This window comes from Pseudonocardia sp. C8 (assembly GCF_014267175.1).
GTDB lineage: Bacteria > Actinomycetota > Actinomycetes > Mycobacteriales > Pseudonocardiaceae > Pseudonocardia.
This window is the reverse complement of the sequence record NZ_JACMTR010000002.1, coordinates 5,524,009-5,544,870: the sequence shown is the minus strand read 5'-3', so window position 1 is coordinate 5,544,870 and position 20,862 is coordinate 5,524,009. Positions and strand designations below refer to the sequence as shown.

21 protein-coding genes are annotated in these 20,862 nt (G+C 74.2%); 7 read left to right on the top strand and 14 right to left on the bottom strand.

The features are described from left to right. Positions 1–223: 223 nt before the first annotated feature. Complete coding sequence (locus tag H7X46_RS26345) at positions 224–703, bottom strand: hypothetical protein (protein ID WP_186361907.1); 480 nt, start codon at positions 701–703, stop codon at positions 224–226. A gap of 534 nt (positions 704–1,237) precedes the next feature. On the opposite strand from H7X46_RS26345, the gene H7X46_RS26340 reads away from it, so the two are divergent. Then, positions 1,238–2,647 carry an AI-2E family transporter gene (locus H7X46_RS26340; RefSeq protein ID WP_255426228.1) on the top strand — a complete coding sequence of 470 codons (1,410 nt, stop codon included), beginning with the start codon at positions 1,238–1,240 and terminating at the stop codon, positions 2,645–2,647. Between the two features lie 39 nt (positions 2,648–2,686). Then, positions 2,687–4,228: an SDR family oxidoreductase gene (locus H7X46_RS26335; RefSeq protein WP_186361906.1), complete on the top strand. Its 1,542-nt coding sequence runs from the start codon at positions 2,687–2,689 to the stop codon at positions 4,226–4,228. Between the two features lie 14 nt (positions 4,229–4,242). Here H7X46_RS26335 and H7X46_RS26330 read toward each other — a convergent pair whose 3' ends face one another. Both H7X46_RS26330 and H7X46_RS26325 read right to left on the bottom strand, forming a co-directional pair. Further along, entirely contained in the window at positions 4,243–4,605 is a 363-nt protein-coding gene (locus tag H7X46_RS26330; protein ID WP_186361905.1) for a BlaI/MecI/CopY family transcriptional regulator, read from the bottom strand. Between the two features lie 61 nt (positions 4,606–4,666). After that, on the bottom strand, positions 4,667–5,809 hold the full coding sequence (locus tag H7X46_RS26325) for a class I SAM-dependent methyltransferase (RefSeq protein ID WP_255426227.1): 1,143 nt from the start codon (positions 5,807–5,809) through the stop codon (positions 4,667–4,669). A gap of 180 nt (positions 5,810–5,989) precedes the next feature. Between H7X46_RS26325 and H7X46_RS26320 the strand changes: the two genes are divergently transcribed. After that, the gene (locus H7X46_RS26320; protein WP_186361904.1) at positions 5,990–6,538 is read left to right on the top strand and encodes a dTDP-4-dehydrorhamnose 3,5-epimerase family protein; all 549 of its coding nucleotides are present in this window, start codon (positions 5,990–5,992) and stop codon (positions 6,536–6,538) included. 188 nt (positions 6,539–6,726) lie between these two features. Further along, on the top strand, positions 6,727–7,032 hold the full coding sequence (locus H7X46_RS26315; protein ID WP_186361903.1) for a DUF3040 domain-containing protein: 306 nt from the start codon (positions 6,727–6,729) through the stop codon (positions 7,030–7,032). Positions 7,033–7,054: 22 nt separating this feature from the next. On the opposite strand, the gene H7X46_RS26310 is transcribed toward H7X46_RS26315, so the two are convergent. Continuing rightward, positions 7,055–8,281: a TerC family protein gene (locus tag H7X46_RS26310; protein WP_186361902.1), complete on the bottom strand. Its 1,227-nt coding sequence runs from the start codon at positions 8,279–8,281 to the stop codon at positions 7,055–7,057. A gap of 111 nt (positions 8,282–8,392) precedes the next feature. Further along, positions 8,393–9,244, bottom strand: a complete 852-nt coding sequence (locus H7X46_RS26305) for an alpha/beta fold hydrolase (protein ID WP_222131445.1) — start codon at positions 9,242–9,244, stop codon at positions 8,393–8,395. A 191-nt stretch (positions 9,245–9,435) separates the two neighbouring features. Between H7X46_RS26305 and H7X46_RS26300 the strand changes: the two genes are divergently transcribed. Further along, a complete protein-coding gene (locus H7X46_RS26300) occupies positions 9,436–9,819 on the top strand; it encodes a hypothetical protein (RefSeq protein WP_186361900.1) in 384 nt (127 codons plus the stop codon). Between the two features lie 117 nt (positions 9,820–9,936). Here the strand turns inward: H7X46_RS26300 and dnaB are convergent, their stop codons facing one another. From dnaB to rpsF, 5 genes are all read right to left on the bottom strand, one after another. After that, positions 9,937–11,352: a replicative DNA helicase gene (gene dnaB / locus H7X46_RS26295; RefSeq protein WP_186361899.1), complete on the bottom strand. Its 1,416-nt coding sequence runs from the start codon at positions 11,350–11,352 to the stop codon at positions 9,937–9,939. Positions 11,353–11,995: 643 nt separating this feature from the next. Then, entirely contained in the window at positions 11,996–12,442 is a 447-nt protein-coding gene (rplI, locus tag H7X46_RS26290; RefSeq protein ID WP_186361898.1) for a 50S ribosomal protein L9, read from the bottom strand. Between the two features lie 19 nt (positions 12,443–12,461). Next, positions 12,462–12,698 (bottom strand): 30S ribosomal protein S18, encoded by a 237-nt coding sequence (rpsR, locus tag H7X46_RS26285; protein ID WP_186361897.1) that lies wholly within the window; start codon positions 12,696–12,698, stop codon positions 12,462–12,464. A gap of 51 nt (positions 12,699–12,749) precedes the next feature. After that, positions 12,750–13,313, bottom strand: coding sequence for a single-stranded DNA-binding protein (locus tag H7X46_RS26280; protein ID WP_186361896.1), 564 nt, complete (start codon positions 13,311–13,313; stop codon positions 12,750–12,752). A gap of 11 nt (positions 13,314–13,324) precedes the next feature. Beyond that, positions 13,325–13,639: a 30S ribosomal protein S6 gene (gene rpsF / locus H7X46_RS26275; protein ID WP_186362927.1), complete on the bottom strand. Its 315-nt coding sequence runs from the start codon at positions 13,637–13,639 to the stop codon at positions 13,325–13,327. 245 nt (positions 13,640–13,884) lie between these two features. Here rpsF and H7X46_RS26270 point away from each other — a divergent pair, with 245 nt between their 5' ends. Next, entirely contained in the window at positions 13,885–14,655 is a 771-nt protein-coding gene (locus H7X46_RS26270) for a deoxyribonuclease IV (RefSeq protein ID WP_186361895.1), read from the top strand. Position 14,656: 1 nt separating this feature from the next. Here H7X46_RS26270 and H7X46_RS26265 read toward each other — a convergent pair whose 3' ends face one another. The 4 genes from H7X46_RS26265 to H7X46_RS26250 all read right to left on the bottom strand — a co-directional run bounded on the left by H7X46_RS26265 (position 14,657) and on the right by H7X46_RS26250 (position 20,058). After that, positions 14,657–15,334, bottom strand: coding sequence for a CoA pyrophosphatase (locus tag H7X46_RS26265; RefSeq protein WP_186361894.1), 678 nt, complete (start codon positions 15,332–15,334; stop codon positions 14,657–14,659). A gap of 51 nt (positions 15,335–15,385) precedes the next feature. Further along, positions 15,386–16,789, bottom strand: a complete 1,404-nt coding sequence (locus H7X46_RS26260) for a glycosyltransferase family 87 protein (protein ID WP_370588979.1) — start codon at positions 16,787–16,789, stop codon at positions 15,386–15,388. 113 nt (positions 16,790–16,902) lie between these two features. After that, complete coding sequence (locus H7X46_RS26255; protein ID WP_186361893.1) at positions 16,903–19,209, bottom strand: transglycosylase domain-containing protein; 2,307 nt, start codon at positions 19,207–19,209, stop codon at positions 16,903–16,905. A 450-nt stretch (positions 19,210–19,659) separates the two neighbouring features. Continuing rightward, positions 19,660–20,058, bottom strand: coding sequence for a DUF5318 family protein (locus H7X46_RS26250; protein ID WP_186361892.1), 399 nt, complete (start codon positions 20,056–20,058; stop codon positions 19,660–19,662). Positions 20,059–20,234: 176 nt separating this feature from the next. On the opposite strand from H7X46_RS26250, the gene H7X46_RS26245 reads away from it, so the two are divergent. After that, entirely contained in the window at positions 20,235–20,861 is a 627-nt protein-coding gene (locus H7X46_RS26245) for a PadR family transcriptional regulator (protein ID WP_186361891.1), read from the top strand. Position 20,862 lies beyond the last annotated feature (1 nt).

Sequence of the window (20,862 nt, the reverse complement as noted above, 5' to 3'; positions counted from 1 at the left end):
GGCCCTCGCCGTGCACTGCTGACGACCCGCTCCCCAGCCGGTCGTCATCCATCCCGCGGCACCGAGGTCACCACGGGACGATCAGGTCGGCCCGACGATCCGGTCCCCACCGGATCGGGCCGCGGGTCGCGGCGGGTCCCCACCCGCCGCACCCCTCGCGTGGCGCGCTGCGCGCACCTTCATCGACGCCCGGGACGCCTCCGGGTTGCCTGCTCCCGGCCCGTCACGCGCTGCGGGTCAGGCGGTGCCGCCCGGAGCCGCCGAGGAGCCCCGCGATCGCGGCCCGGTCCGCGGCCCGCGCGGCGTCCCGGCGCCGGCGCAGGATCGCCGTCGCGGCGGCGTCCGGGTCGTTCCGGTCGAACCGGTCGCCCGGCTCGGACTGCTCCGGGACCGGTGCGGAGCCACCGTGGTGCAGGCCGGCGAGCGCGTCGGGAACGCGACGCGGGCCCGCGTCGGCGGTGCGGCGGGTCGTGCGGACGGTCCCGCGGTGCACCCGCCGGACGCCCTCCCCGGCTCCGCCGGAGCGCTGCCGCTCGCGCCACCCGCCGACGGTCAGCGCATGGAAGATCGGGGTCTCCTCCCGGATCTCCGCGTGCGACTCGTGCCGGCCGGGGAACGGCCAGCCGGCCCCCGCCTCCCGCCGATGCCGGATCGACGGCTCGAGGCCCCTGCCGTTGCTGAACGCGTGATCGAACTCGTGCACCCGCCGTACCTCCTGCTCCCCATGTCCGTCGCGGGCTTCCGGCGTCTCACCCGACCTGGTGCTCGGCGTACCGCCGTGCGGCCCACTCGTCCGGTCAACGGGTGACACACGAGCGGGGAAACGGCGGTTACAGCAGCCTTCGCAGGTCCGCTCGTACGGGTGGCGTAGCCATGCCGTCACCCTCCGCGTCATCGACGCACAGTGACGATTCACGCCCTCCTGGAGCATTCAGTAATCGTCATCCTGACGCGGAAGGCCCGGGACCGCGCCGGGACCGCCGCTGCGGCCTGCCGTGGCCGGCCCGGGATCGGCACGTCCGGACCGCCGGAGCGCATGCCGTCACGGCGTGGCCACCCGCTGGTGGCCGGATCGGCCGACAGGGTGTCCACTACAGGAGTGTCATTCGACGATGCGTGATCATCGGCGGCGGATGCTGCTCCGTCCGCGCCCGGCGCTGGGCCGTCCGAGGGGTCGTCGGGGTGGCCCGGATCCGGCGACGCGCCGTCGGGGGCCGACCCGGCTAGCGTCGGTTCCATGGCGGAGCGGAGCGGGGCGGCGGGCGTCCCGGCATCGGGGGAGGGCCGGCCGCCGGACGAGCCCGACGGCGTGTCGCCCCCGGAGGACACGCCGGCGCCCCGGCCCGCGCCGGACGCCACGGACGGCCGTGTCCCGACCCCGGCGGGCCACCCGGACGGCGGCACGCCGGTTCCGGAGGGCGACAGCCCGGCCACCGACGACGCCACCGCGATCGGTGCGGCCTCCGCCGGTCGCGCCCCGGTCCCGGGCGGGACCGGCCGCCCGCCCGCGGCGGACGGCAGCGGAACCCGCGTCCCCCGCCGCCGGCCTGTCGTGCGCTCCGAGGTCCCCGCCCCGCTGCGGATCGCGTCCGAGGTGTGCGCCCGCCTGCTGGTCATCGCGGCCGGTGTCGCACTGATGATCTTCGTCGTGATCCAGCTCCGGGTGGTCGTCATCCCGGTCGCGATCGCGGTGCTCCTGGCCGCGCTCCTCGCGCCGCTCGTCCAGTGGCTGCACGACCGGCGGGTCCCGCGCGGCCTGGCGACCGGGCTGGTGATGGTCGGCGGCCTCGCCGCGCTCGGCGGGCTGCTCACACTGGTGATCAACACTCTGGTCGACGGCACCGCCGACCTGGTCGGCCAGCTCACGATCAGCGTCGCGTCGCTGCAGGGCCTCGTGGACGCGACCCCGTTCGACGTCGACGTCGAGCAGGTCGGCACCCAGCTGCTGCAGACCCTGCAGGAGAACCGGCAGACGCTGACCTCGGGGGCGGTGAGCACCGCGGCGACGGTCGGGGAGGTGCTGGCCGGGTTCGCGCTGTGCCTGTTCGCGCTGATCTTCATGCTGTACGACGGCCGCCGGCTGTGGGCCTTCCTGCGGCTGCTCGCGCCGGCGCAGCGCCGGGAACGGGTGGACGTCGCCGGACGGCGGGCGTTCGCGTCGCTGGTCGGCTACGTCCGGGCGACGGTCCTGGTCGCGATCGTCGACGCGATCGGCGTCGGCCTCGGCCTGTCGATCACCGGGGTGCCGCTGGCGTTGCCGCTGGCCGCGCTGGTGTTCGTGGGCGCGTTCGTGCCGATCGTCGGGGCGGTGCTGACCGGTGCGGTCGCCGTGCTGATCGCGCTGGTCGCGAACGGGCTCGGGACCGCGCTGATCGTGCTCGGCATCGTGCTGGGGGTGCAGCAGCTGGAGAGCCACGTGCTGCAGCCCGTGGTGATGGGCCGGGCGGTCCGGCTGCACCCGCTCGCCATCGCGCTCGCCGTCGCCGCCGGCGTGGTGATCGCCGGGATCACCGGTGCGCTGCTCGCCGTGCCGTTGCTGGCCGTGGTGACCGCCGCGGTCCGGTCGCTGGTCGCCCCGCACGAGGTGGCGCCCGGGCAGGTGAACCCGCTGCTCCCCCGCCACGGGAACGCCACCGCCGGCCCGTGAGCCCTGCCGTGCGCGCCGGCCGGTGGGACGATCACCGGCGTGCGCCACCTCGTCACCGGAGCGACCGGCTACATCGGCGGACGGCTCGCCCCGCGGCTGCTGGGCCACGGCCCGGACACCGGCCGCGTACCGTCCCCGGACACCGGTCCCACGCACGTCCGCTGCCTCGTGCGCTACCCGGACGCGCTCGCCGGCCGGGCCTGGGCCGACGACGTGGAGATCGTGCGGGGTGACCTGCTCGACCCGGAGAGCGTGCGGGCGGCCTGCGCGGACGTCGACGTCGTGCACCTCCTGGCCCCGGAGGCCGTCACCGCGCGGGCCGCGCCGATCGTCGCGGGCGCCGCGCGGGACGCCGGGGTGCACCGGATCGTCCACCTGGGACGGTTGCATCCCGGTGCCGCGCCGGTGGCCGAGACGCTGCTGCGCGCCGAGGTTCCGGCGGTCGTCCTGCGGGCCGCGATGGTCCTCGGGCCGGGTGCGGCGAGCTTCGAGATCCTGCGCCACCTGACCGAGCGGCTGCCGGTGCTCGCACCGGGGTGGGCGGACCGGCCGGTCCAGCCGATCGCGGTGCGGGACGTCCTGGACTACCTCGTGGGGGCCGCGGAGCTTCCCGGGGAGCCGAACCGGACGTTCGACGTCGGCGGCCCGGACGTCCTCACCTACCTCGAGATGATGCGTCGCTACGCGGCCGTCGCCGGTCTCCCGCCCCGCCGGGTCCTGCCGCTGCCGGGACGGTCCCCGGCGCCGGCCGCGCACTGGGCGGGCGTGGTGTCGCCGGTGCCGGCGTCGGTCGCGCGTCCCCTGATCGAGCCGCCGGCGCGCGGGGCCGTCTGCACCGAGGACGACATCCGGTCCGCGGTGCCCGACCCGCCCGGAGGGCTACTCGGCTTCGGGCGCACCGTCGAGCTCGCGCTGGCCCGGACGGTCGACGGCGACGTGGAGACCCGCTGGTCGGACGCGACGGCGCCGGGCGTGCCGTCCGACCCGCTGCCCGCCGACCTCGGCGGCGAACCGGTCTACCTCGACGAGCGTGCCCGGGACTGCGCGGCGTCCCCCGAGCGGCTGTGGCAGGTCGTGGCGGGGATCGGCGGCGAGCGCGGCTGGTACTCGTTCCCGCTCGCCTGGTCGGTGCGCGGGTGGATGGACCGCGCCGCCGGCGGGGTGGGGCTCACCCGCGGCCGCCGTGACCCGGACACCGTCCGCACCGGGGACGCCGTGGACTGGTGGCGGGTGGAACGGGTCCGCGAACCGGGCGGGCACCGGCCACCGGCCGACGACCTGCCCCCGGCCTGGGGGCTGCTGCGGTTGCGCGCGGAGATGAAGGTTTCGGGGCGGGCCTGGCTGGAGATGTCGGTGGCACCGCGGGGCGGCGGCTCGACCTACCGGCAGCGGGCCGTGTTCATCCCGCACGGGGTGGCCGGCCGGCTGTACTGGTGGTCGGTCGCGCCGTTCCACGGGATCGTGTTCGGCGGGATGGTCCGCTCGATCACGCGGGCCGCCGAGCGGGCCGGCCACGGGCCGGTCCGGCACCGCGCGTCCCGGCTCCGGGCGCGCCGCCGCAGCCCGGACCGGGCGGCCTGAGACTCACTCCGCGGTCACCCGGCTTCCGGTCCGGCGAGCGCGTCGCGCAGCACCGCGGACTCCCGCTCGGACACCGACCGGGCGAAGTGCAGCAGCACGGCCTCGGTGTCGCCCGCGGCGTCCAGCAGGTCGCGCAGCGCCCGCGCGGTCTCCTCCTCGCGGCTGGCGGCGGGGCGGTACAGGTAGGCCCGGCCGTCGAGCTCGCGCTGCACCCAGCCCTTGCGGTGCAGGTTGTCCAGCACGGTCATGACGGTCGTGTAGGCGAGCGGGCGGGTCGGGGCGAGGTGGCGGCGGACGTCCCGGACCCGGCACGGCGTATCACCGGTCCACAGCACATCCATGACGGCGGCCTCGAGCTCGCCGAGTCGACCTCGCATGTTGCCTCCCGGACCAGAGGGTAACGGCAGACCGCAACCCCCCATGCGCCCCGGGCCGGGCTCACCCGGTGGACAGGCTGGGCTCCGGGGTGAGGAGGCGCGGGCCGGGATCGAGCACGACCCAGCGGCCCCCGGCGGACTCGATCTCCGGTAGGGCGGCGCGGACCTCGCCGGCCAGCTCGGCGAGGAACAGCACGACCCGGTCCGGCCGGAGCTCCGCCAGCTCGGCCGGCGAGACGATCGGGACGTCGGTGCCCGGCATCCGCCGGCCCTGCTTGGCGGGGGAGGCGTCGCCGACCGCTGCGAACAGGTCCGCCCGCAGCCCGGCGTGGCAGACCAGCGGCACGGCCCGGGACGCGGCCCCGTAGCCGGCGACGGTCCGCCCGGCCGCGCGCTCGGCCCCCAGCCAGTCCCGCAGGTCGTGGGCACGGTCGGCGGCGGCCTGCAGGCCGGCGAGCCGGGCCGGGTCGGTGACGCCGAGCTCGTCCTCCTCGCGCAGCAGCCGGCGGGTCTCGCCGTCCGGCTCGGCTCCGGCCCGGGCCGTGACGAGCAGCGTGCCGCCGGCCATCGGGTACCACCACGCGCGGTGGACGCCCAGGCCGTGCCGGCGGAGGGCGGCGTCCAGGGCCGGCAGCGACCAGTACGCGTAGTGGCCGTGCCGCAGGTCGTACCACTGGCCGTCGCGCAGCAGGGTGCCCAGCGGCAGCAGCTGCAGCGCGAGCGTCCCTCCGGGGGCCAGGAGCTCGGCCCGGCGCCGCAGCGCGGCGTCCTGGTCCGGTTCGTGCAGCAGGCCGTAGAAGTCGATCACCAGGTCGGCGTGGCCCGTCGGCGCGTCGTGCCCGGCCGCCGCCATGCCGCGGGCGGTCAGCCGGGAGAGCCAGGACTCGCCGTGCGGGCTGCCGAACTCGACGACGGTCGCGCCCGGCCGGACCACGCCCTCCCGGGCGAGCCGGCCGACGGCGCGGTCGCTGTGCTCGGCCACCGCCCGTGCCTCGACGCCCGGGAGCTCCTCGGCGACCTCGGCGTCGGTCTCCAGCTGGGCCAGACCGCAGTCCGCGCACAGCCACATGCGCAGCGGGAACGCCGGGTCGGGCAGCGGGGTGCCGGCCCACGGCATCCGGTCCCACGGGGGCTGTTCACCGAGGTCCAGGATCGTCGTGCCCCGGCCACCGCGGCAGGAGCGGCAGCGCATGTCCTCCGCCATCCGTCTCCCCCTTCGCGGATCCACTATCGCCGATAGTAGTGAGCGCCGCTGTGGACATGCTGTGAACCCGTTCGGAGCAGCATCGCCTCGCGCAGCGTCACCACGACCCGGCTCGCTCGTTGTCGTTTCCGATACGAGACACAGGTCGGCCCGCCGCTTCGTCGCACGGTGTGACCGGTCGTGACGAGGGGAGCGCCGGTGCACGTCCAGCGGACCGTGGTGCCGGGCGCGTTGCTGCTGGACCCCGTGACGCCGTCGGGGCCGGGGACACCGGCCGCCGTCGATCTCGACGCCTTCCCGGTCCGGCGCCGGTACCGCCCCGCCCGCGACGACGTCCACGGCCTCGCCGGGGACCCGGACGGCACCGTCGTGATCGGTGTGCCGCAGGGGACCGGCTACGCGGTGGTGATCGACGCGCGGCCGTGCACCGAGACGTTCGGGCGGCTCGCGGTGGCGCTGCTGGACGGCCCGCAGCTGGTCCTGGTCCCTCCCGGGTGCCTCTACGGCGTGCAGGCCGTCACGGACGGCGTGCTGGTCGAGGTGCGTTCGGCGGACCGGGGGTCGACGCGGGAGCGGTGGACCGCGGACCCGGACGATCCGGACCTCAAGATCCGGTGGCTGCGTCCCCGCCGCACCCGCACCCCCGGTGACGACCGGTCCTGGGCGGCCCTGTGCGCCCGGCTCGGCGCGCCGGCCGGCCCCCGGCGGGACCGTGTCACGCTCTGGTGATCCGGCCGGGCCGGTGCTCGTCGCACACCGCGCTCCGGTGACCCCGCGTGAGCACCGGCACGTGTGACGCCGTCCGCCACACCACGAACATCACGATCCGATCACGTAAGGTCGGAATCGGTCCGGCCACCCCGATGGCCCCGCCGGCCCGCCTCCGTGCCGGTCGAGACCCGTGGAGAGGTAGGGGAGTGCTCAGCGAACGCGAGATCCGGCGGCTGCACGAGATGGAGGTGCAGCTGCGGCTGACCGACCCGCGCCTCGTCCGGCGCTTCGCCGCGCTGCAGGCCGGGGACCGGCGCCGGAATGGTGCCGGACGGCCGTTGCACGGCGCGGGGCCGCTGCACTCCCTGCTGCTCGGACTCTCCCTCCTGGTACTGCTGGTCGGCGCTGTCGCGGTGAGCGTCCCGACCGTGATCGCCGGCGTCGTGCTCGCCGCGGTGTCCCTGGGCCTGGCCGCGACGGTCGGTTCACGCTCCCGCCCCGACACCGCCTGACCGGCGGGCGGACGCGGGCGGGTCAGCTGCGCGGCGGCGCCGTCCGGGCCGCATCGGCGCCGCCACCCGGCGGGGACTCACGGGCATCGTGCGCCGCGTGCGCACGCCGGAGCAGGTCCATGAGCTTGTCCTCCTCGCGGATGCGCGCGCGGTACTTCTCGGGGAGTCCCCGGATGACCGCCTCCTCCGCGAGGAGCTTGCGGAAGATGCTCTCGCGCTGCTCCGGGTCCGTCTCGACATCGAGGTACTCGGCAGCATGGCGCCGGGCGCCGGAGACCGCGTTCTGGCCGCGGCCGCGCGGGCTGAGCACGGACGCGAGGACGGTCACCGCCAGCACGCTGAGGATCACCACCAGGGACAGACCGGTGCTGATCTCGACCACCTCCACCGGCTCGCCACCGTTGATGATCGGCACGTTGTTCTCGTGCAACGCGTGCAGGATCAGCTTCACGCCGATGAACGCCAGGATGACGGCGAGGCCGTAGCTGAGGTAGACGAGCCGGTCGAGGAGCCCGTCGATGAGGAAGTAGAGCTGGCGCAGCCCGAGCAGGGAGAACGCGGTCGCCGTGAACACCAGGTACACGTTCTGGGTCAGACCGAAGATCGCCGGGATCGAGTCGAGCGCGAACATCACGTCCGTCCCGCCGATGGCCACCATGACCAGGAGCATCGGGGTCATGACCCGCCGGCCGTCCCGGACGGTGAACAGCCTGTCGCCGTCGTAGGTGTCGGAGGTGCGGAACATCCGGCGGGCGAGCCTGATCACCAGGTTGTCCGCGGGCCGGCTCTCGGAGTCACCGGGCTTCAGCAGGTGCCCGGCGGTGACGATCAGGACGAGACCGAACAGGTAGAAGACCCACGCGAAAGAGTTGATCAAGCCTGCGCCCGCGAAGATGAACCCGGTCCGGGCGATCAGCGAGAACACGATCCCGAACAGGAGCACCTTCTGCTGGTCCGCGCGGGGTACCTTGAAGCTGGAGATGATCACCAGGAAGACGAACAGGTTGTCGACCGAGAGCGCCTTCTCGGTGACGTAGCCCGCGAAGTACTCGACGCCCATGTCGGTCCCGCCGAACACCAGGACGGCGATCCCGAACAGGATCGCGACACCGATGTAGAGCGCGGACCAGACGCCGGCCTCCTTGAGCGTGGGCACGTGGGCCTTGCGTACGTGGAAGACGAAGTCGAACGCCAGCAACCCGACGATCGCGGCGATCGTCAGCCACCAGATCCCGGCCGGCACATCCATGAGGTCCCCCGTCCTGTTCGGACCGTGTCGCGGGCGGGCCGTGCACCGGTTCGCGCCCGCCCCGACCATTGCCGACCGGGGGCGGGAGCGCAAAGCGTGGGCCGCCCGGCGTCACTCCCCGGCGATGCGGCGCGCGACCCGCGCGGCGAACTGCTCGTCCAGCACGATCGTGTAGTGGTTGGCGCCGTCCACGGTGTCCACGACGATGTCGGGACGTCGCCGGCCCGCCTCCGCGACGGCGTCGTCGCCGAGCAGGCCCGGCGCCTCCCCGAACAGCCCCAGCGGCGCCCGCAGCAGCACGCCCGGCACGGTGAGCGCCTCCCACGCCGCCGCGAAGTCCCCCGCCCGGACCAGGACGTCGCGGCCGTCGGCGCGCACGGCCTCCTCGACGACCCGCGAGCGCTGCGCCCCCGACGGGCCGGCGAGGTCGTACCGCACGTAGCCGGCGACGTCCTCGTTCCAGGCGTCGGCGAGCGCGGGATGCGCGCGGAAGAAGTCGAGGTAGGCCTGCTCGGACTCGAACGTCCGGCTCAGCCGGGCGATCGCCGGGCCGAGGGTGGCCTGGAGGACCTCGTCGACGGACACGCCCTCGGGTGGCGGCGGCAGGGGCAGGCCGCCGTCGACGAGGACGAGCCGGTCGAACAGGCCGGGCTCGGCGACCGCGGCGAGCAGGGCGACGTAGGCACCCATGCTGTGCCCGACCAGGACGGTTTCCCGGGGCCGGCGGGCCCGGACGAGCGCGCAGACGTCCTCGACGTGCCGCTGCAGGCCGTACGGGCCCGGCAGGCCGGCCGCCGCGCCCCGCCCGCGCAGGTCGGGCGCGACGAGCGTCCAGTCCGCGGGCAGGCACCGGGCGACGGCCGGCCACTCCATCGCCGACGCCGTGATGCCGTGCACCGCGACGGCCAGCCGCGGGCCGTCACCGAAGGTCAGGGCGGGCAGCAGACCGTCCGGGGATGTCACACCGAGGAGCCTGGCACATCCGGTCGGCGCACGGCACGGCACGAGACGCCGTGTCCGGGTGCTGCCCCCCGGTGGCGGATGGGGCGCCATTCGAGTGAGCCCCGGGTGGCGGTTGTTGCTCGCACCCGCCGCGCGCAGAGTGGCGACCTCCGATACCGCTCCCGTCCGCACACCACTTCGGAGGTCTGATCGTGCCCCAGTCCAACGCCCAGCCGCGCAGCCGCAACAACGCGACCGACGAGCCCGGCACCGAGGACACGGCCACCGCGACCGCGACGATGACCGACACCGTCCGCGAGGCCACCGCCGAGAGCTACCGGCAGATCCAGGACTCGGTACTGCGCGTCGTCCGCTCCGGCGAGGACGCCACCCTCGCGATGTTCGGCAGCGGCAAGGAGGCCGGGCGTCTGCCCCTCCCGTTCGGACCCGACCCCGCGGCGGCCCGTGCCGCCGTCCGCGGCAGCTACGACCTGTTCGAGCAGCTCCTGGCCGGGCAGCGCCAGTTCGTCGACCGGCTCATCGCCGAGCAGCGCCGCTTCCTCGAAGCGCTGCTCACCCCGCCCGGCGACCGCTGACGGGTGGGGTGCGGGGTACCGGTGGCCGACCGGTGCCCCGCACACCCGTCCGGGCCGCGGGCGGCTCCCGGGGGCGGCTCCGCGCGATCGCGCCCCGCCCCGGCGAGCGGTGGTGGCCTACCCGTGGGCGAGGTCGGAGAACCGGCTGTAGTGCAGCTGGTGCGCGACCGTGATCGTCGTGGTGGGCCCGTTCCGGTGCTTGGCCAGGATCAGGTCCGCCTCGCCCGCCCGCGGGTCGTCGTTCTCGAACGCGTCCGGGCGGTGCAGCAGGATCACCATGTCGGCGTCCTGCTCGATCGATCCGGACTCGCGCAGGTCCGACAGCATCGGCCGCTTGTCGGTGCGCTGCTCCGGGCCACGGTTCAGCTGGCTCATCGCGACCACCGGCACCTCGAGCTCCTTCGCGAGGAGCTTGATCTGCCGGGAGAACTCCGACACTTCCTGCTGCCGGGACTCGACCTTGCGGCCCGAGGTCATCAGCTGCAGGTAGTCCAGGATGATCAGCTTGAGGTCGTTGCGCTGCTTCATCCGGCGCGCCTTGGCCCGGATCTCCATCAGCGTGAGGTTCGGCGAGTCGTCGATGTAGAGCGGAGCCTCGGAGATCTCCGACATCCGGCGGGCCATCCGGGTCCAGTCCTCGTCGGACATCCGGCCCGCGCGCATGTCGGCCAGCCGGATCCGCGCCTCCGCCGACAGCAGGCGCATCACGATCTCGGACTTGCTCATCTCGAGCGAGAAGAACGCGCTGGTCATGCCGTTCTTGATCGAGCACGAGCGCGCGAAGTCCAGACCGAGGGTCGATTTGCCCAGACCCGGGCGCGCCGCCACGACGACCATCTGCCCGGGGTGCAGTCCGTTGGTGCAGGCGTCGAGGTCGGCGAACCCGGTCGGGACGCCCGCCGCGAGGCCGCCCCGGGAGGCGATCGCGTCGATCTCGTCCATCGTCGGCTGGAGGAGCTCCTCCAGCACGGTGTAGTCCTCGGTGGTGGTGCGCTCGGTGACCTCGTAGACGGCCGCCTGGGCCCGGTCGACGACCTCGTCGACCTCGCCGCCCTCGTTGCCGTGGTAGCCGAGCTGCACGATCCGGGTACCGGCCTCGACCAGCCGGCGCAGGATCGCCTTCTCACCGACGATCTCGGCGTAGTACGCCGCGTTCGCCGCAGTCGGCACCGTCGCGATCAGCGTGTGCAGGTAGGGGGCGCCGCCGAGCCGGACCAGCTCGCCGCGCCGCTGCAGCTCCGCCGACACGGTCACCGCGTCGGCCGGCTCACCGCGGCCGTAGAGGTCCAGGATCGTCTCGTAGACGGTCTGGTGCGCGGGCCGGTAGAAGTCCTCCGGCCGCAGCACCTCGACGACGTCGGCGATCGCGTCCTTGCTCAGCAGCATCCCGCCGAGCACCGACTGTTCCGCGGTCAGGTCCTGCGGAGGCTGCCGGTCGAAGGCTCCGCTCGCGCCGTCGGAGGATCCACCGGCCTGGTCGCCGTCGCGAACGGCCCGAGGCCGTCCGGCTGGACGGTCGTCTGTCAGAGCCATACGCAGCGTCACCCCCGATGGACAGCATACCCGAACACACGTTCGATGCGCGAGTGGCGGTTCGCCGACCCGCGCGGATCTCCCGTGATCTCCGGCCGTGGCGGCACCCCGCCGGACCGCGCCTCGCGCGGGTGCGTACGGGAGCCCCTCGCCGGGCCGGTGCGGCCGAGGCTAGGCCGGGCGAGCCCCGCACGCGAACGGGCATGGTGATCAACCTGGGGATGAACTGTGCACGAACGCCGTCCGTCCCGGGACCGTGCTGTGGAAACCCTGGGGACAACCGCCCAATTCCCCCTGAAATCGCTGGTCAGGGCCATGGGGACGGGTGTGGACAACTTTGCTCGGGCGTGTCGGCGCAGGCCCGCGATCGGCGTGTCGGACCGCCCGGGGGACCGTTCGCCGCTCGGCGCATCCACAGGTCCGCCCGACGAGCGGGCCGTCACCGGTGGCGTGTCGGCTGCGTGACAACACATCCCGCGACCGGGTCCCACGAACGGGTCGCACTGTCCACTCCCGACTCCGGAGCGCGCTCGTCCCGCTCCCCGGACCGGCTCCGGACATGCGAAAGGGCGGTGACCGGAGCACGGGGCTCCGGTCACCGCCCTGACTACGCTCGGTGGTCGCGCGACCACCTGTCACGTATTCAGCTCGCGACGACCGCGATCGGCAGCTCGGTGGTGACCTCCGGGTGCAGGCGGACCTGCACCTGGTGCTTGCCGAGGGTCTTGATGTGCCCCGGGACGTCGACGGAGCGCTTGTCCAGCGCCGGCCCGCCGGCGGCCTTCACGGCGTCGACGACCGCGGCCGGGGTGACGGACCCGAACAGGCGGCCGTTGGCGCCGGCCTTCGCCGGGACCGTCACGTTCAGGTTCCGCAGCTGCGAGTCGACCTGCTGCGCGTGGCTCAGGTCGCGGATCGCGCGGGACTTCTGCGCCCGGCGGATCTGCTCGACCTGCTTCTCGGCACCGCGGGTGGCGACGACCGCGAGCTTGCGCGGCAGCAGGTAGTTGCGGCCGTAGCCGTCCTTGACCTCGACGATGTCGCCCGGCGCGCCCAGGTTCGGGACGTCGGCGTTGAGGATGAGCTTCATCTGCGTTCTCCTCCTCGTGTCAGCGCGCGGTCGAGGTGTAGGGCAGCAGTGCGACCTCGCGGGAGTTCTTCACCGCGACGGCGATGTCCCGCTGGTGCTGCCGGCAGTTGCCGGTCACCCGGCGGGCACGGATCTTGCCCCGGTCGGAGATGAACTTCCGCAGCAGACCGGTGTCCTTGTAGTCGATCAGCTGGGCCTTGTCCTTGCAGAACGCGCAGACCTTCTTCTTCGGCTTGCGCACGATGGCCTTGGCCATGGTGGTGCTCCTGGAGTGTCTACCGCCCGTCGTGGGCGGAGGGGACGTGGATCAGAAGGGGGGCTCGTCGTCGGACGCCGCGCCGCTGCCCGCGGGCGGGGCCGAACCCCAGGGGTCGTCATAGCCGCCGCCGGAGTTGCCCCCGCCGGAGCCGCCGCCGGGACCACCGCTCTGGGGGCCGCCGCCGAAGCCGCCGCCACCGCCCTCGTAGCCGCCGCCACCGCCACCGAAGCCGCCGGAACCACCGCCCCGGCTGACCTTGTTGACCTTGGCGGTCGCGTACCGGAGCGAGGGGCCGACCTCGTCGACCTCCAGCTCCACGACGGTGCGCTTCTCACCCTCGCGGGTCTCGAAGGACCGCTGCCGGAGGCGCCCCTGCACCACCACCCGCGCACCGCGGGTCAGCGACTCGGCGACGTTCTCCGCCGCCTGGCGCCAGATGTTGCAGCGCAGGAACAGCGCCTCGCCGTCCTTCCACTCGCCGGTCTGGCGGTCGAAGGTGCGCGGCGTCGACGCGACGGTGAAGTTGGCGACCGCGGCGCCGGAGGGGGTGAACCGCAGCTCGGGATCCGCCGTCAGGTTGCCCACGACGGTGATCACGGTCTCGCCGGCCATGAGTGCCCCTCTCAGCCGGCGGCGGGCGCCGGCGTGCGGGTGATGTCCTTGCGCAGCACCTTGGTGCGCAGCACGGACTCGTTCAGGCCCAGCTGGCGGTCCAGCTCGGCGACGGTGGCCGGCTCCGCGGTGATCTCGACGACCGCGTAGATGGCCTCGCCCTGCTTCTTGATCTCGTAGGCCAGCCGGCGCTTGCCCCAGACCTCGATCTTCTCGATCGATCCGCCGTCGCTCTTCACGACGGAGAGGAACTGCTCCAGGGACGGCTGCACGGTGCGCTCGTCCAGGCTGCCGTCGAGGATGACCATGACCTCGTAGTGACGCATGAGAACCACTCACCTCCTATGGACTCGAAACGGTCACGGCCCGGACGGCCGTGACAGGAGGTTCTCAGCGCACCCCGACAGTTTCGCGTTCACCGGCCGGCGGCCGGGCGGGAGAACTGCGGGATGACCGACCCAGGCTAGCAACGACGATCCGGGGTCCGACCTGCGGGTACGCGCCGGCCGGATCGCCGGGTGGCCGACCGGCCCCGGGGCGCGCTGTCGGGGGTGCTCGCTACCGTTCCCGCATGCAGATCGGAGCGCACGTCCGCGACGCCGAGGACCCGCTGGCCGCGGCCGGCGAGGTGGGCGCCGAGGTGGTCCAGATCTTCCTGTCCGACCCGCAGGGCTGGAAGAAGCCGCCGCCGCACCCGCGGGCGGCGGAGCTGTCGGCGTCCGACGTCGCGGTCGTGGTGCACGCCCCGTACACCGCGAACGTCGCGTCGACGAACAACCGGATCCGCATCCCGTCCCGCAAGATCGTGCAGCAGCACATGGCGGGCGCGGCAGCGGTCGGCGCCTTCGGCCTGGTCGTGCACGGCGGGCACGTCACGAAGGACGACGACCCGGCGGTCGGCGTGGACAACTGGCGCAAGTTCGTCGAGCGGCAGGCCGGCGAGCACGGGTTCGACGTGCCGATCCTCATCGAGAACACCGCGGGCGGGGACAACGCGATGGCCCGCCGGTTCGACGCGCTCGCGCGGCTGTGGGACGCGGTCGGCGAGTTCGGTGTCGGGTTCTGCCTGGACACCTGCCACGCGTACGCCGGCGGCGAGGAGCTCGCCGGGATCGTGGAGCGCGCGAAGGCGATCACCGGACGGATCGACCTGATCCACCTCAACAACTCCCGCGACCCGTTCGACTCGGCGCGGGACCGGCACGCCAACATCGAGTCCGGCACGATCCCGGCGGACGAGCTGGCGGCGGTCGTCGCCGAGGCGGGGGCACCGGTCGTGGTCGAGACACCGGCGGACGGGCAGGCCCGCGACATCGCCTACCTGCGCGAGCACGCGCCGTAGCTCAGCGCCAGGCGAACACCGGCTGCTCGAGGTGCGCCACCCGGGTCGGCCGGCCGTGCAGCACGACCTCCCGGAACTGGTAGAGCACCGCACCGGTCGGGGCGTGCACGTAGCGGTCGAACAACGGCACCTGGATCACCGGGGCCTCGGATTCCGGGATGGTCAGGAACCGGGGCTCGCGGTCGATCTCGGCGAGCGGTGGGCGGTGCAGCACGGCCACCTCGTCGGGGTTCGGCACCGGCTCCCCGGCACCGCCCGCCCACAGCACGACCGGCGTGATGACGTAGCCGGAGCGGGTCGGGTAGTCGTCGAGCAGGCCGAGGACCCGCTCCGGGCCGAGGGCGAGCCCGATCTCCTCGGCGACCTCGCGGCGGCCGGCCTGCTCGGCGGTCTCGCCGGCGTCGATCCGGCCACCGGGTAGCGCCCACTGCCCGGAGTGCGCCCGCAGCGACCGGGCCCTCCGGGTGAGGACGAACGCGACCTCGTCGGCGAGCGGGCCGTCACCGGTGGCACCGGGGACCGGCAGGAGGGTCAGTGTGACGGCCGCGGCCCGCTTGCCGGCCCGGTCGGCGTCGGACGCGGCCTGCCGCCGCTCCGCCGGGAGCACGGACAGGGCGGCCCGGACCCGCTCCCGGAGCCGCTGCTGCACGCCGTCCGGGACCACCGCGTCGTCGCCCATGGGGTGATCGTCGCGCACTCCGCGCCCGGCGGGGCCCGGCCGAGACCCGCGTCACCCGTGCCGGGCGACGGGGGCCGGCGCGGTGCGCGGCCACACCGGGTCCGGGGCGCGCCCCGGTTCGGGCTCCGGGTGGAGGATCTGCCGGACCACGAGCACGCACAACGCGACGACCACGGCGTCCCGGACCAGCACCGTGATCAGGAACGGCTCCATCGGCAGGCCCTTGTCCGCCACGCCCAGGTACTGGTACATCCGCGGCACCCAGACCAGCGCGTCGACCGCCATCCAGCCGAGCAGCAGCCGCCACCGCGGGAGCGCCAGCACCGCGAGCGGCACCAGCCACAGCGAGTACTGCGGGCTCCACACCTTGTTGACCAGCAGGAACGCCGCGACGGCCAGGAACCCGAGCTCCGCGACCGCCGGCGGGCGCGGCGCGCGCAGGGCGAGCCAGGCGACCGCGGCGAACGCCAGCGCCATCAGCACGAACGTGACGGCGTTGAGGACCGTCGGGGCGGCGCCAGGCGCCAGCGGACCGTCGAAGCCGGCCCAGCCGGTGAACCAGGACAGCGCGTACCAGATCGAGTCCGGGTCGGCCGGGCGCGTCCGGTTGAGCAGGAAGAACTCCGACCAGCCGCGCGGCCAGGCCAGCGCGACGGGCAGGTTCACCGCCAGCCAGGTCGCGACCGCCGCCCCGGCCGCCCACGCCGCACGGACCAGCCCGCCGGACGACCGCCGTCGCCAGCCGATCAGCACGATCGGCAGCAGCAACAGCGCCGGGTAGAGCTTCGCGGCGGTACCGAGCCCGAGCAGCACCCCCGCCCAGCCGGGGCGGTCCCGGCGCAGCGCCAGCAGCCCGCCGGTGGCGAGCGCGACGGCGAGCGCGTCGAAGTTGGTGAACACGTGCACCAGCGCGAGCGGGGACAGCGCGACCAGCGCGGCGTCCCAGGGGCGTTCCGGACGGAGCACGAGGACCGCCCAGACGACGGTCAGCCACGCGGCCGCCAGCCAGAACGCCGTCACGTCGAAGTAGACGACGACGTCGAGCGCGGTCGGCAGCGGCAACCGCTCGGCCAGCCACAGCCAGCCGTCGGTGAGCTGGGCGTTCAGGTACTGGAAGAACCCGGTGACCACCGGGTACTCCATGAACCGCTCCGCGCGGGAGCCGTCCGAGCGGGTCTCGTACCAGGCGTCGCGGTAGGGGACGCCGTCGTCGGCGAGGCCCTCCAGCCCGTACAGCGGGACCGTGTCGGAGTAGCACATCGCCACGTACTGGCGGTCGTTGCGCCAGTCGAGGGCGAGCACACCGTCCTGGGTGCGGTACTGCTGCAGGCAGGCGGCCTTGCCGAGCCAGGCCAGCACCAGGACGGCGACCGCGAACAGCAGCACGACCCGCAGCGGGGTCCAGTAGCGGGCGCGGCCGACCAGCGCGTGCCGGCCGAGCGGGCCGCCGATCACCCCGCTGGCCGAGCGGGCGAGCGGCTCGGTCCAGGTCGGGACGACCCGTCCGGTCGGGCCGTCCCCGGGCGGCGGCTCGGCGCGGGAGACGCCGCGGGAACGGCCGGCTGCGGTCAGTTGCCCCCCTCGTCCGGGTTGCCGGCGTCGTTGCCCCCGCCGTCGGAGTTGCCGCCGCCGTCGGGGTTGCCGTCGCCGTCGGAGTTGCCGCCGTCGTTGCCGAGCAGCGACCCGCCGTCCCCGCCGGACGACCTGTCGCCACCGCCGTCGCCGCCGGAACGGTCGTCACCGCCCGAGCGGTCGTCGCCGCCGGAGTTCCCGCGGTCGCCCTCACCGCCGGAGTCGCCGCCCCGGTCCTCCTCGGGTCGGCGGCTCGGCTCGGGGTTCGGCGTGCTCGCCGGCGTCGGGGGCGCCTGGCCGGCGTTGGAGACCTCGCGGGCCGGCGCCTGGCCGATCGGCTCGAAGTCGGAGAACTGCTCGACCGGGGTACCGCGCAACACGTCGTTCATGAACGACTGCCAGATCGAACCGGGCAGCATCCGGCCGTAGATCGGGTTGCCCGACGAGTCCTGGATCGGGGTGTTGTCGTCGGTCCCGACCCAGACGGCCGTGGACACCGACGGCGTGTACCCGACGGTCCAGGCGTCGTTGTTCTGCCCCTCGATGCCGCTCTGCACGGTGCCGGTCTTGGCGGCGACCGGGCGGCCTCCGTTCAGGCCGATCCGGGCCGAGTCCGCGACGTCGGTCATCGACTCGGTGACGTTCCGCGCGACCTGGGGGTCCATGACCTGCTGGCCGTTGTCGGTGCTGCCGCGGTCGTAGATGACCCGGCCGTCGCTGGCGGTGACCTTGGCGACGAGGAACGGCTCGCGCCGCATGCCGTCCGCGGCGAAGGTCGCGTAGGCGCCCGCCATGTCCTCGGGGTGCACCTCCCGGTCACCCAGCGAGATGCCGCCGGTCGGGTTCGGGAGCAGGTCGGCGGGGATGCCGGCCTGGTGCGCGGCCTCGGCGACCTTGTGCGGCCCGATGTCGAGGCCCATCTTGTAGAAGACGGTGTTGACCGACTTCGTCATGGCCTCCTTCACCGAGCAGCGGTCGCAGCCGGGGCCCTCGGAGTTGGCGACCCTGGTGCCGGCCAGCATCTGCGGGGACGACCCGTCGTAGGTCGCGCCCAGCCCGATCGGCTCGGGCGCCTGCAGGCCTGCGGCCAGCACGAACGGCTTGAACGACGACCCGGGCTGCTTGAGCACCGACGCGTAGTCCAGTCCGACGCCGTTCTCGCCGCCGTAGTAGGCGAGCACCGCGCCGGTCTTCGGGTTCACCGACACCAGCGACGAGCGCAGGTTCTCCGGCTCGCTCTCCATGGCCTTCCGGACCGCCTCGGCGGCCTGCTCCTGGGCCTTCGGGTCGATCGTCGTCGTGACGGTCAGCCCCTGGGTGTTGATCTCGGTCTCGGAGATGCCCAGCTTCTCCAGCTCGGCACGGGCGGCCTTGTAGACGTGGGCCCGGTCGTCACCGGGGATCCCGCCGCCCTCGTTCGCCGTGCCCTCCCGCCACTGCGGGAACCGCTGCTGCGCCCGCTCGGCCGGCGACATCCAGCCCTGCGCCACCATGCCGTCGAGCACGAAGTTCCAGCGCTGCTGGGACATCTCGAGGTTCTTCGCCGGGTCCCAGCGCGACGGCGACTGGATCAGCCCGGCGAGCACCGCGCCCTCGGACGGGCCGAGGTCCGAGACGTTCTTGCCGAAGTACGCCTGGCTGGCGGCCTGCACGCCGTAGGCGCCGCGGCCGAGGTAGATGGCGTTGAGGTAGTTCTCCAGGATCTGTTCCTTGGTCATCTCCTTGGAGATCTTCGCCGCGAGCACGACCTCGCGGAACTTCCGGAACAGCGAGTACTGGTCGTTGCCGGTCGTCACCTTGATGTACTGCTGGGTGATCGTCGAGCCGCCGCCGATGCCGCCGGTGAGCTGGTTGACCACGGCGCGGCCGATGCCGGTGATGTCGAAGCCGGGGTTGGAGTAGAACGTCCGGTCCTCCGCGGACAGCACCGCCTGCTGGACCGGCAGCGGCACCTGGTCCAGCGAGACGCTGGTGCGGTTGACGTTGTCCGGCCGGACGGTCGCGAGTGGACTGCCGTCGGCGTAGCTGAACGTCGCGACCTGGGTGACCGCGATGTCGTCGGCGCTGGGCACCGGGAACACCAGCCAGCCGATCGCGAACGCGATCAGCGGGCCGAGCACGGCGACCCCGGCGGCGCCGAGGACCCACTTCCGGATCCGCCGGCGGCGCGACGCCCGAGGGTGCCCGTCGCCGCCGTCACCGCCGTCTCCACCGCCGGGACGCCGTCCGTCGGTGCGGCCGGGTGGACCGGGCGGTCCGCCGCCGGCGGGACGCGGCCGGTCCGGGTCGGCGGGCGCGCGCACCGTCCGGGTGTCCGTCCGGTTGTCACCGCGCCGCTGCGGGGCACCGGGCTGCTGCGCCTGCCGGACCGGTCCGAAGTGGCCGACGCCGGACTCCTCGTGGGTCAGCAGCGGCGGCGGCGACTGCGGGACCGGCCGCGGGGGACCCGGCGGCGGGTTCGGGACCGTACGGCCGTCCCCCTGCCCCGGGGGCGGCGGGGGCGGGCCGGGCCGCCGCGGACCCGCGCCGCCGGGGCGGGGTGCCGGCGGGGGGAGCGGGCGGCCGGGGGGCGGAGGGGGGCCGGGGGGCGGGGTGCGCCGGGGGTCACGCTCGTCGTTCACCGGGCGGCTCCGTGGGGTGCGGTCTCGCTGGTCCGCCGGGGACCGGGCCGGGGATGCCCGGAGCGGCGGGGGTCCGTTCGCCCTCCGGTGCCGCCGGAACGGCCCGGATCGTGGCGAGGTTCGGGGGCGGGCTCATCCACCGGCGGTCCTGCGTCCGCGGCGCGGGCGGCGGCCGGTGCCGAGGACGTACGACCGGACCAGATGGTTCCAGCCACAGGTCCGGCACACTTCGACCACGTGCACCGTGAACTCGGGGTGGTGGCCGGCCAGCTGCTCCAGATCCGCCGCGGACCGGGCGGAACCGGAAACGTGCCGCAGGGATTCACCGAACACCCAGGAGACCTGGGCGAGCGGTTCCTTGCGGCACATCGGACAGGGCTCGTCGACGGTCGTGCCGTGGAACCGGGCGGCGCGGTGCAGGTACGCACCCGCGTCGCACACCTCGTCCGGGCCGACCCGACCGGTGCGGACATCGGCCAGCAACGCGCGGCGCTGCAGGGCGTAGTCCACCACCTGTCGCGGGTTGAGCACCGTTCCAGGGTACGCACGAGCGCGACCCGCACCCATGGCCGTCCCGGGCGGGGATCGCCGGCCGGGCGCCGCGACCCTGTGATCACCATCATTCGTCGCGCGCCCGATGTATCGGAGCGATATGCTGCGACGGACCTGTCCGGCGGTCCGGGCCACGGTGACGAGGAGGTGCGCCCGTGCTGGAGTTCGCCGTGCTCGGCCTGCTCCAGGAGGCCCCGCTGCACGGCTACGAGCTGCGCAAACAGCTCGGCCGTCGACTGGGTGGCCTCCGGGCGTGCTCCTACGGCTCGCTGTACCCGGCACTGCGGCGCCTGGTCCGGGCGGGGCTCATCGCCGAGACCACCGACCACGATCTCCCGGGCACGGGCTGGTCGCGACGCGGCAGGCGGGTATACCGGATCACGGCCGAGGGCAAGGAGCGGTTCGCCGAGATGCTTGCCGACGCCGGCCCGCAGGCCTGGGAGGACGGCAGCTTCGGCGTCCACCTGGCGTTCTTCTCCCGGACCCCGGCCGAGATCCGGATCCGGATCCTCGAGGGCCGCAGGCGGACCGTGGAGGAACGCCGGGACGGGTTCCGCAGCGTGCTGGCCCGGACCGGCGAGCAGATCGACCGCTACACCCGAGAGCTGCACCGGCTCGGGCTGGAGAGCTCCGAGCGCGAGGTGCGCTGGCTGAACGAGCTGATCGCGGCCGAGAACGCCGCGGACACCGGAAGCCAGGACCGGACACCGCCGGCGACGAGGCCGGAACGGACTCAAGACCCGGGACACCGGGAACGACACGAGACAACAGGAGGAGCCTGAC

Coding starts and splice junctions, on each gene's coding strand:
- rpsF (WP_186362927.1), bottom strand. CDS start 13,639: ATGCGTCACTACGAGGTCATGGTCATCCTCGACGGCAGCCTGGACGAG.
- rpsR (WP_186361897.1), bottom strand. CDS start 12,698: ATGGCCAAGGCCATCGTGCGCAAGCCGAAGAAGAAGGTCTGCGCGTTC.
- H7X46_RS26325 (WP_255426227.1), bottom strand. CDS start 5,809: ATGGCGGAGGACATGCGCTGCCGCTCCTGCCGCGGTGGCCGGGGCACG.
- H7X46_RS26280 (WP_186361896.1), bottom strand. CDS start 13,313: ATGGCCGGCGAGACCGTGATCACCGTCGTGGGCAACCTGACGGCGGAT.
- H7X46_RS26340 (WP_255426228.1), top strand. CDS start 1,238: ATGGCGGAGCGGAGCGGGGCGGCGGGCGTCCCGGCATCGGGGGAGGGC.
- H7X46_RS26310 (WP_186361902.1), bottom strand. CDS start 8,281: ATGGATGTGCCGGCCGGGATCTGGTGGCTGACGATCGCCGCGATCGTC.
- H7X46_RS26265 (WP_186361894.1), bottom strand. CDS start 15,334: ATGGGCGACGACGCGGTGGTCCCGGACGGCGTGCAGCAGCGGCTCCGG.
- H7X46_RS26270 (WP_186361895.1), top strand. CDS start 13,885: ATGCAGATCGGAGCGCACGTCCGCGACGCCGAGGACCCGCTGGCCGCG.
- dnaB (WP_186361899.1), bottom strand. CDS start 11,352: ATGGCTCTGACAGACGACCGTCCAGCCGGACGGCCTCGGGCCGTTCGC.
- rplI (WP_186361898.1), bottom strand. CDS start 12,442: ATGAAGCTCATCCTCAACGCCGACGTCCCGAACCTGGGCGCGCCGGGC.
- H7X46_RS26330 (WP_186361905.1), bottom strand. CDS start 4,605: ATGCGAGGTCGACTCGGCGAGCTCGAGGCCGCCGTCATGGATGTGCTG.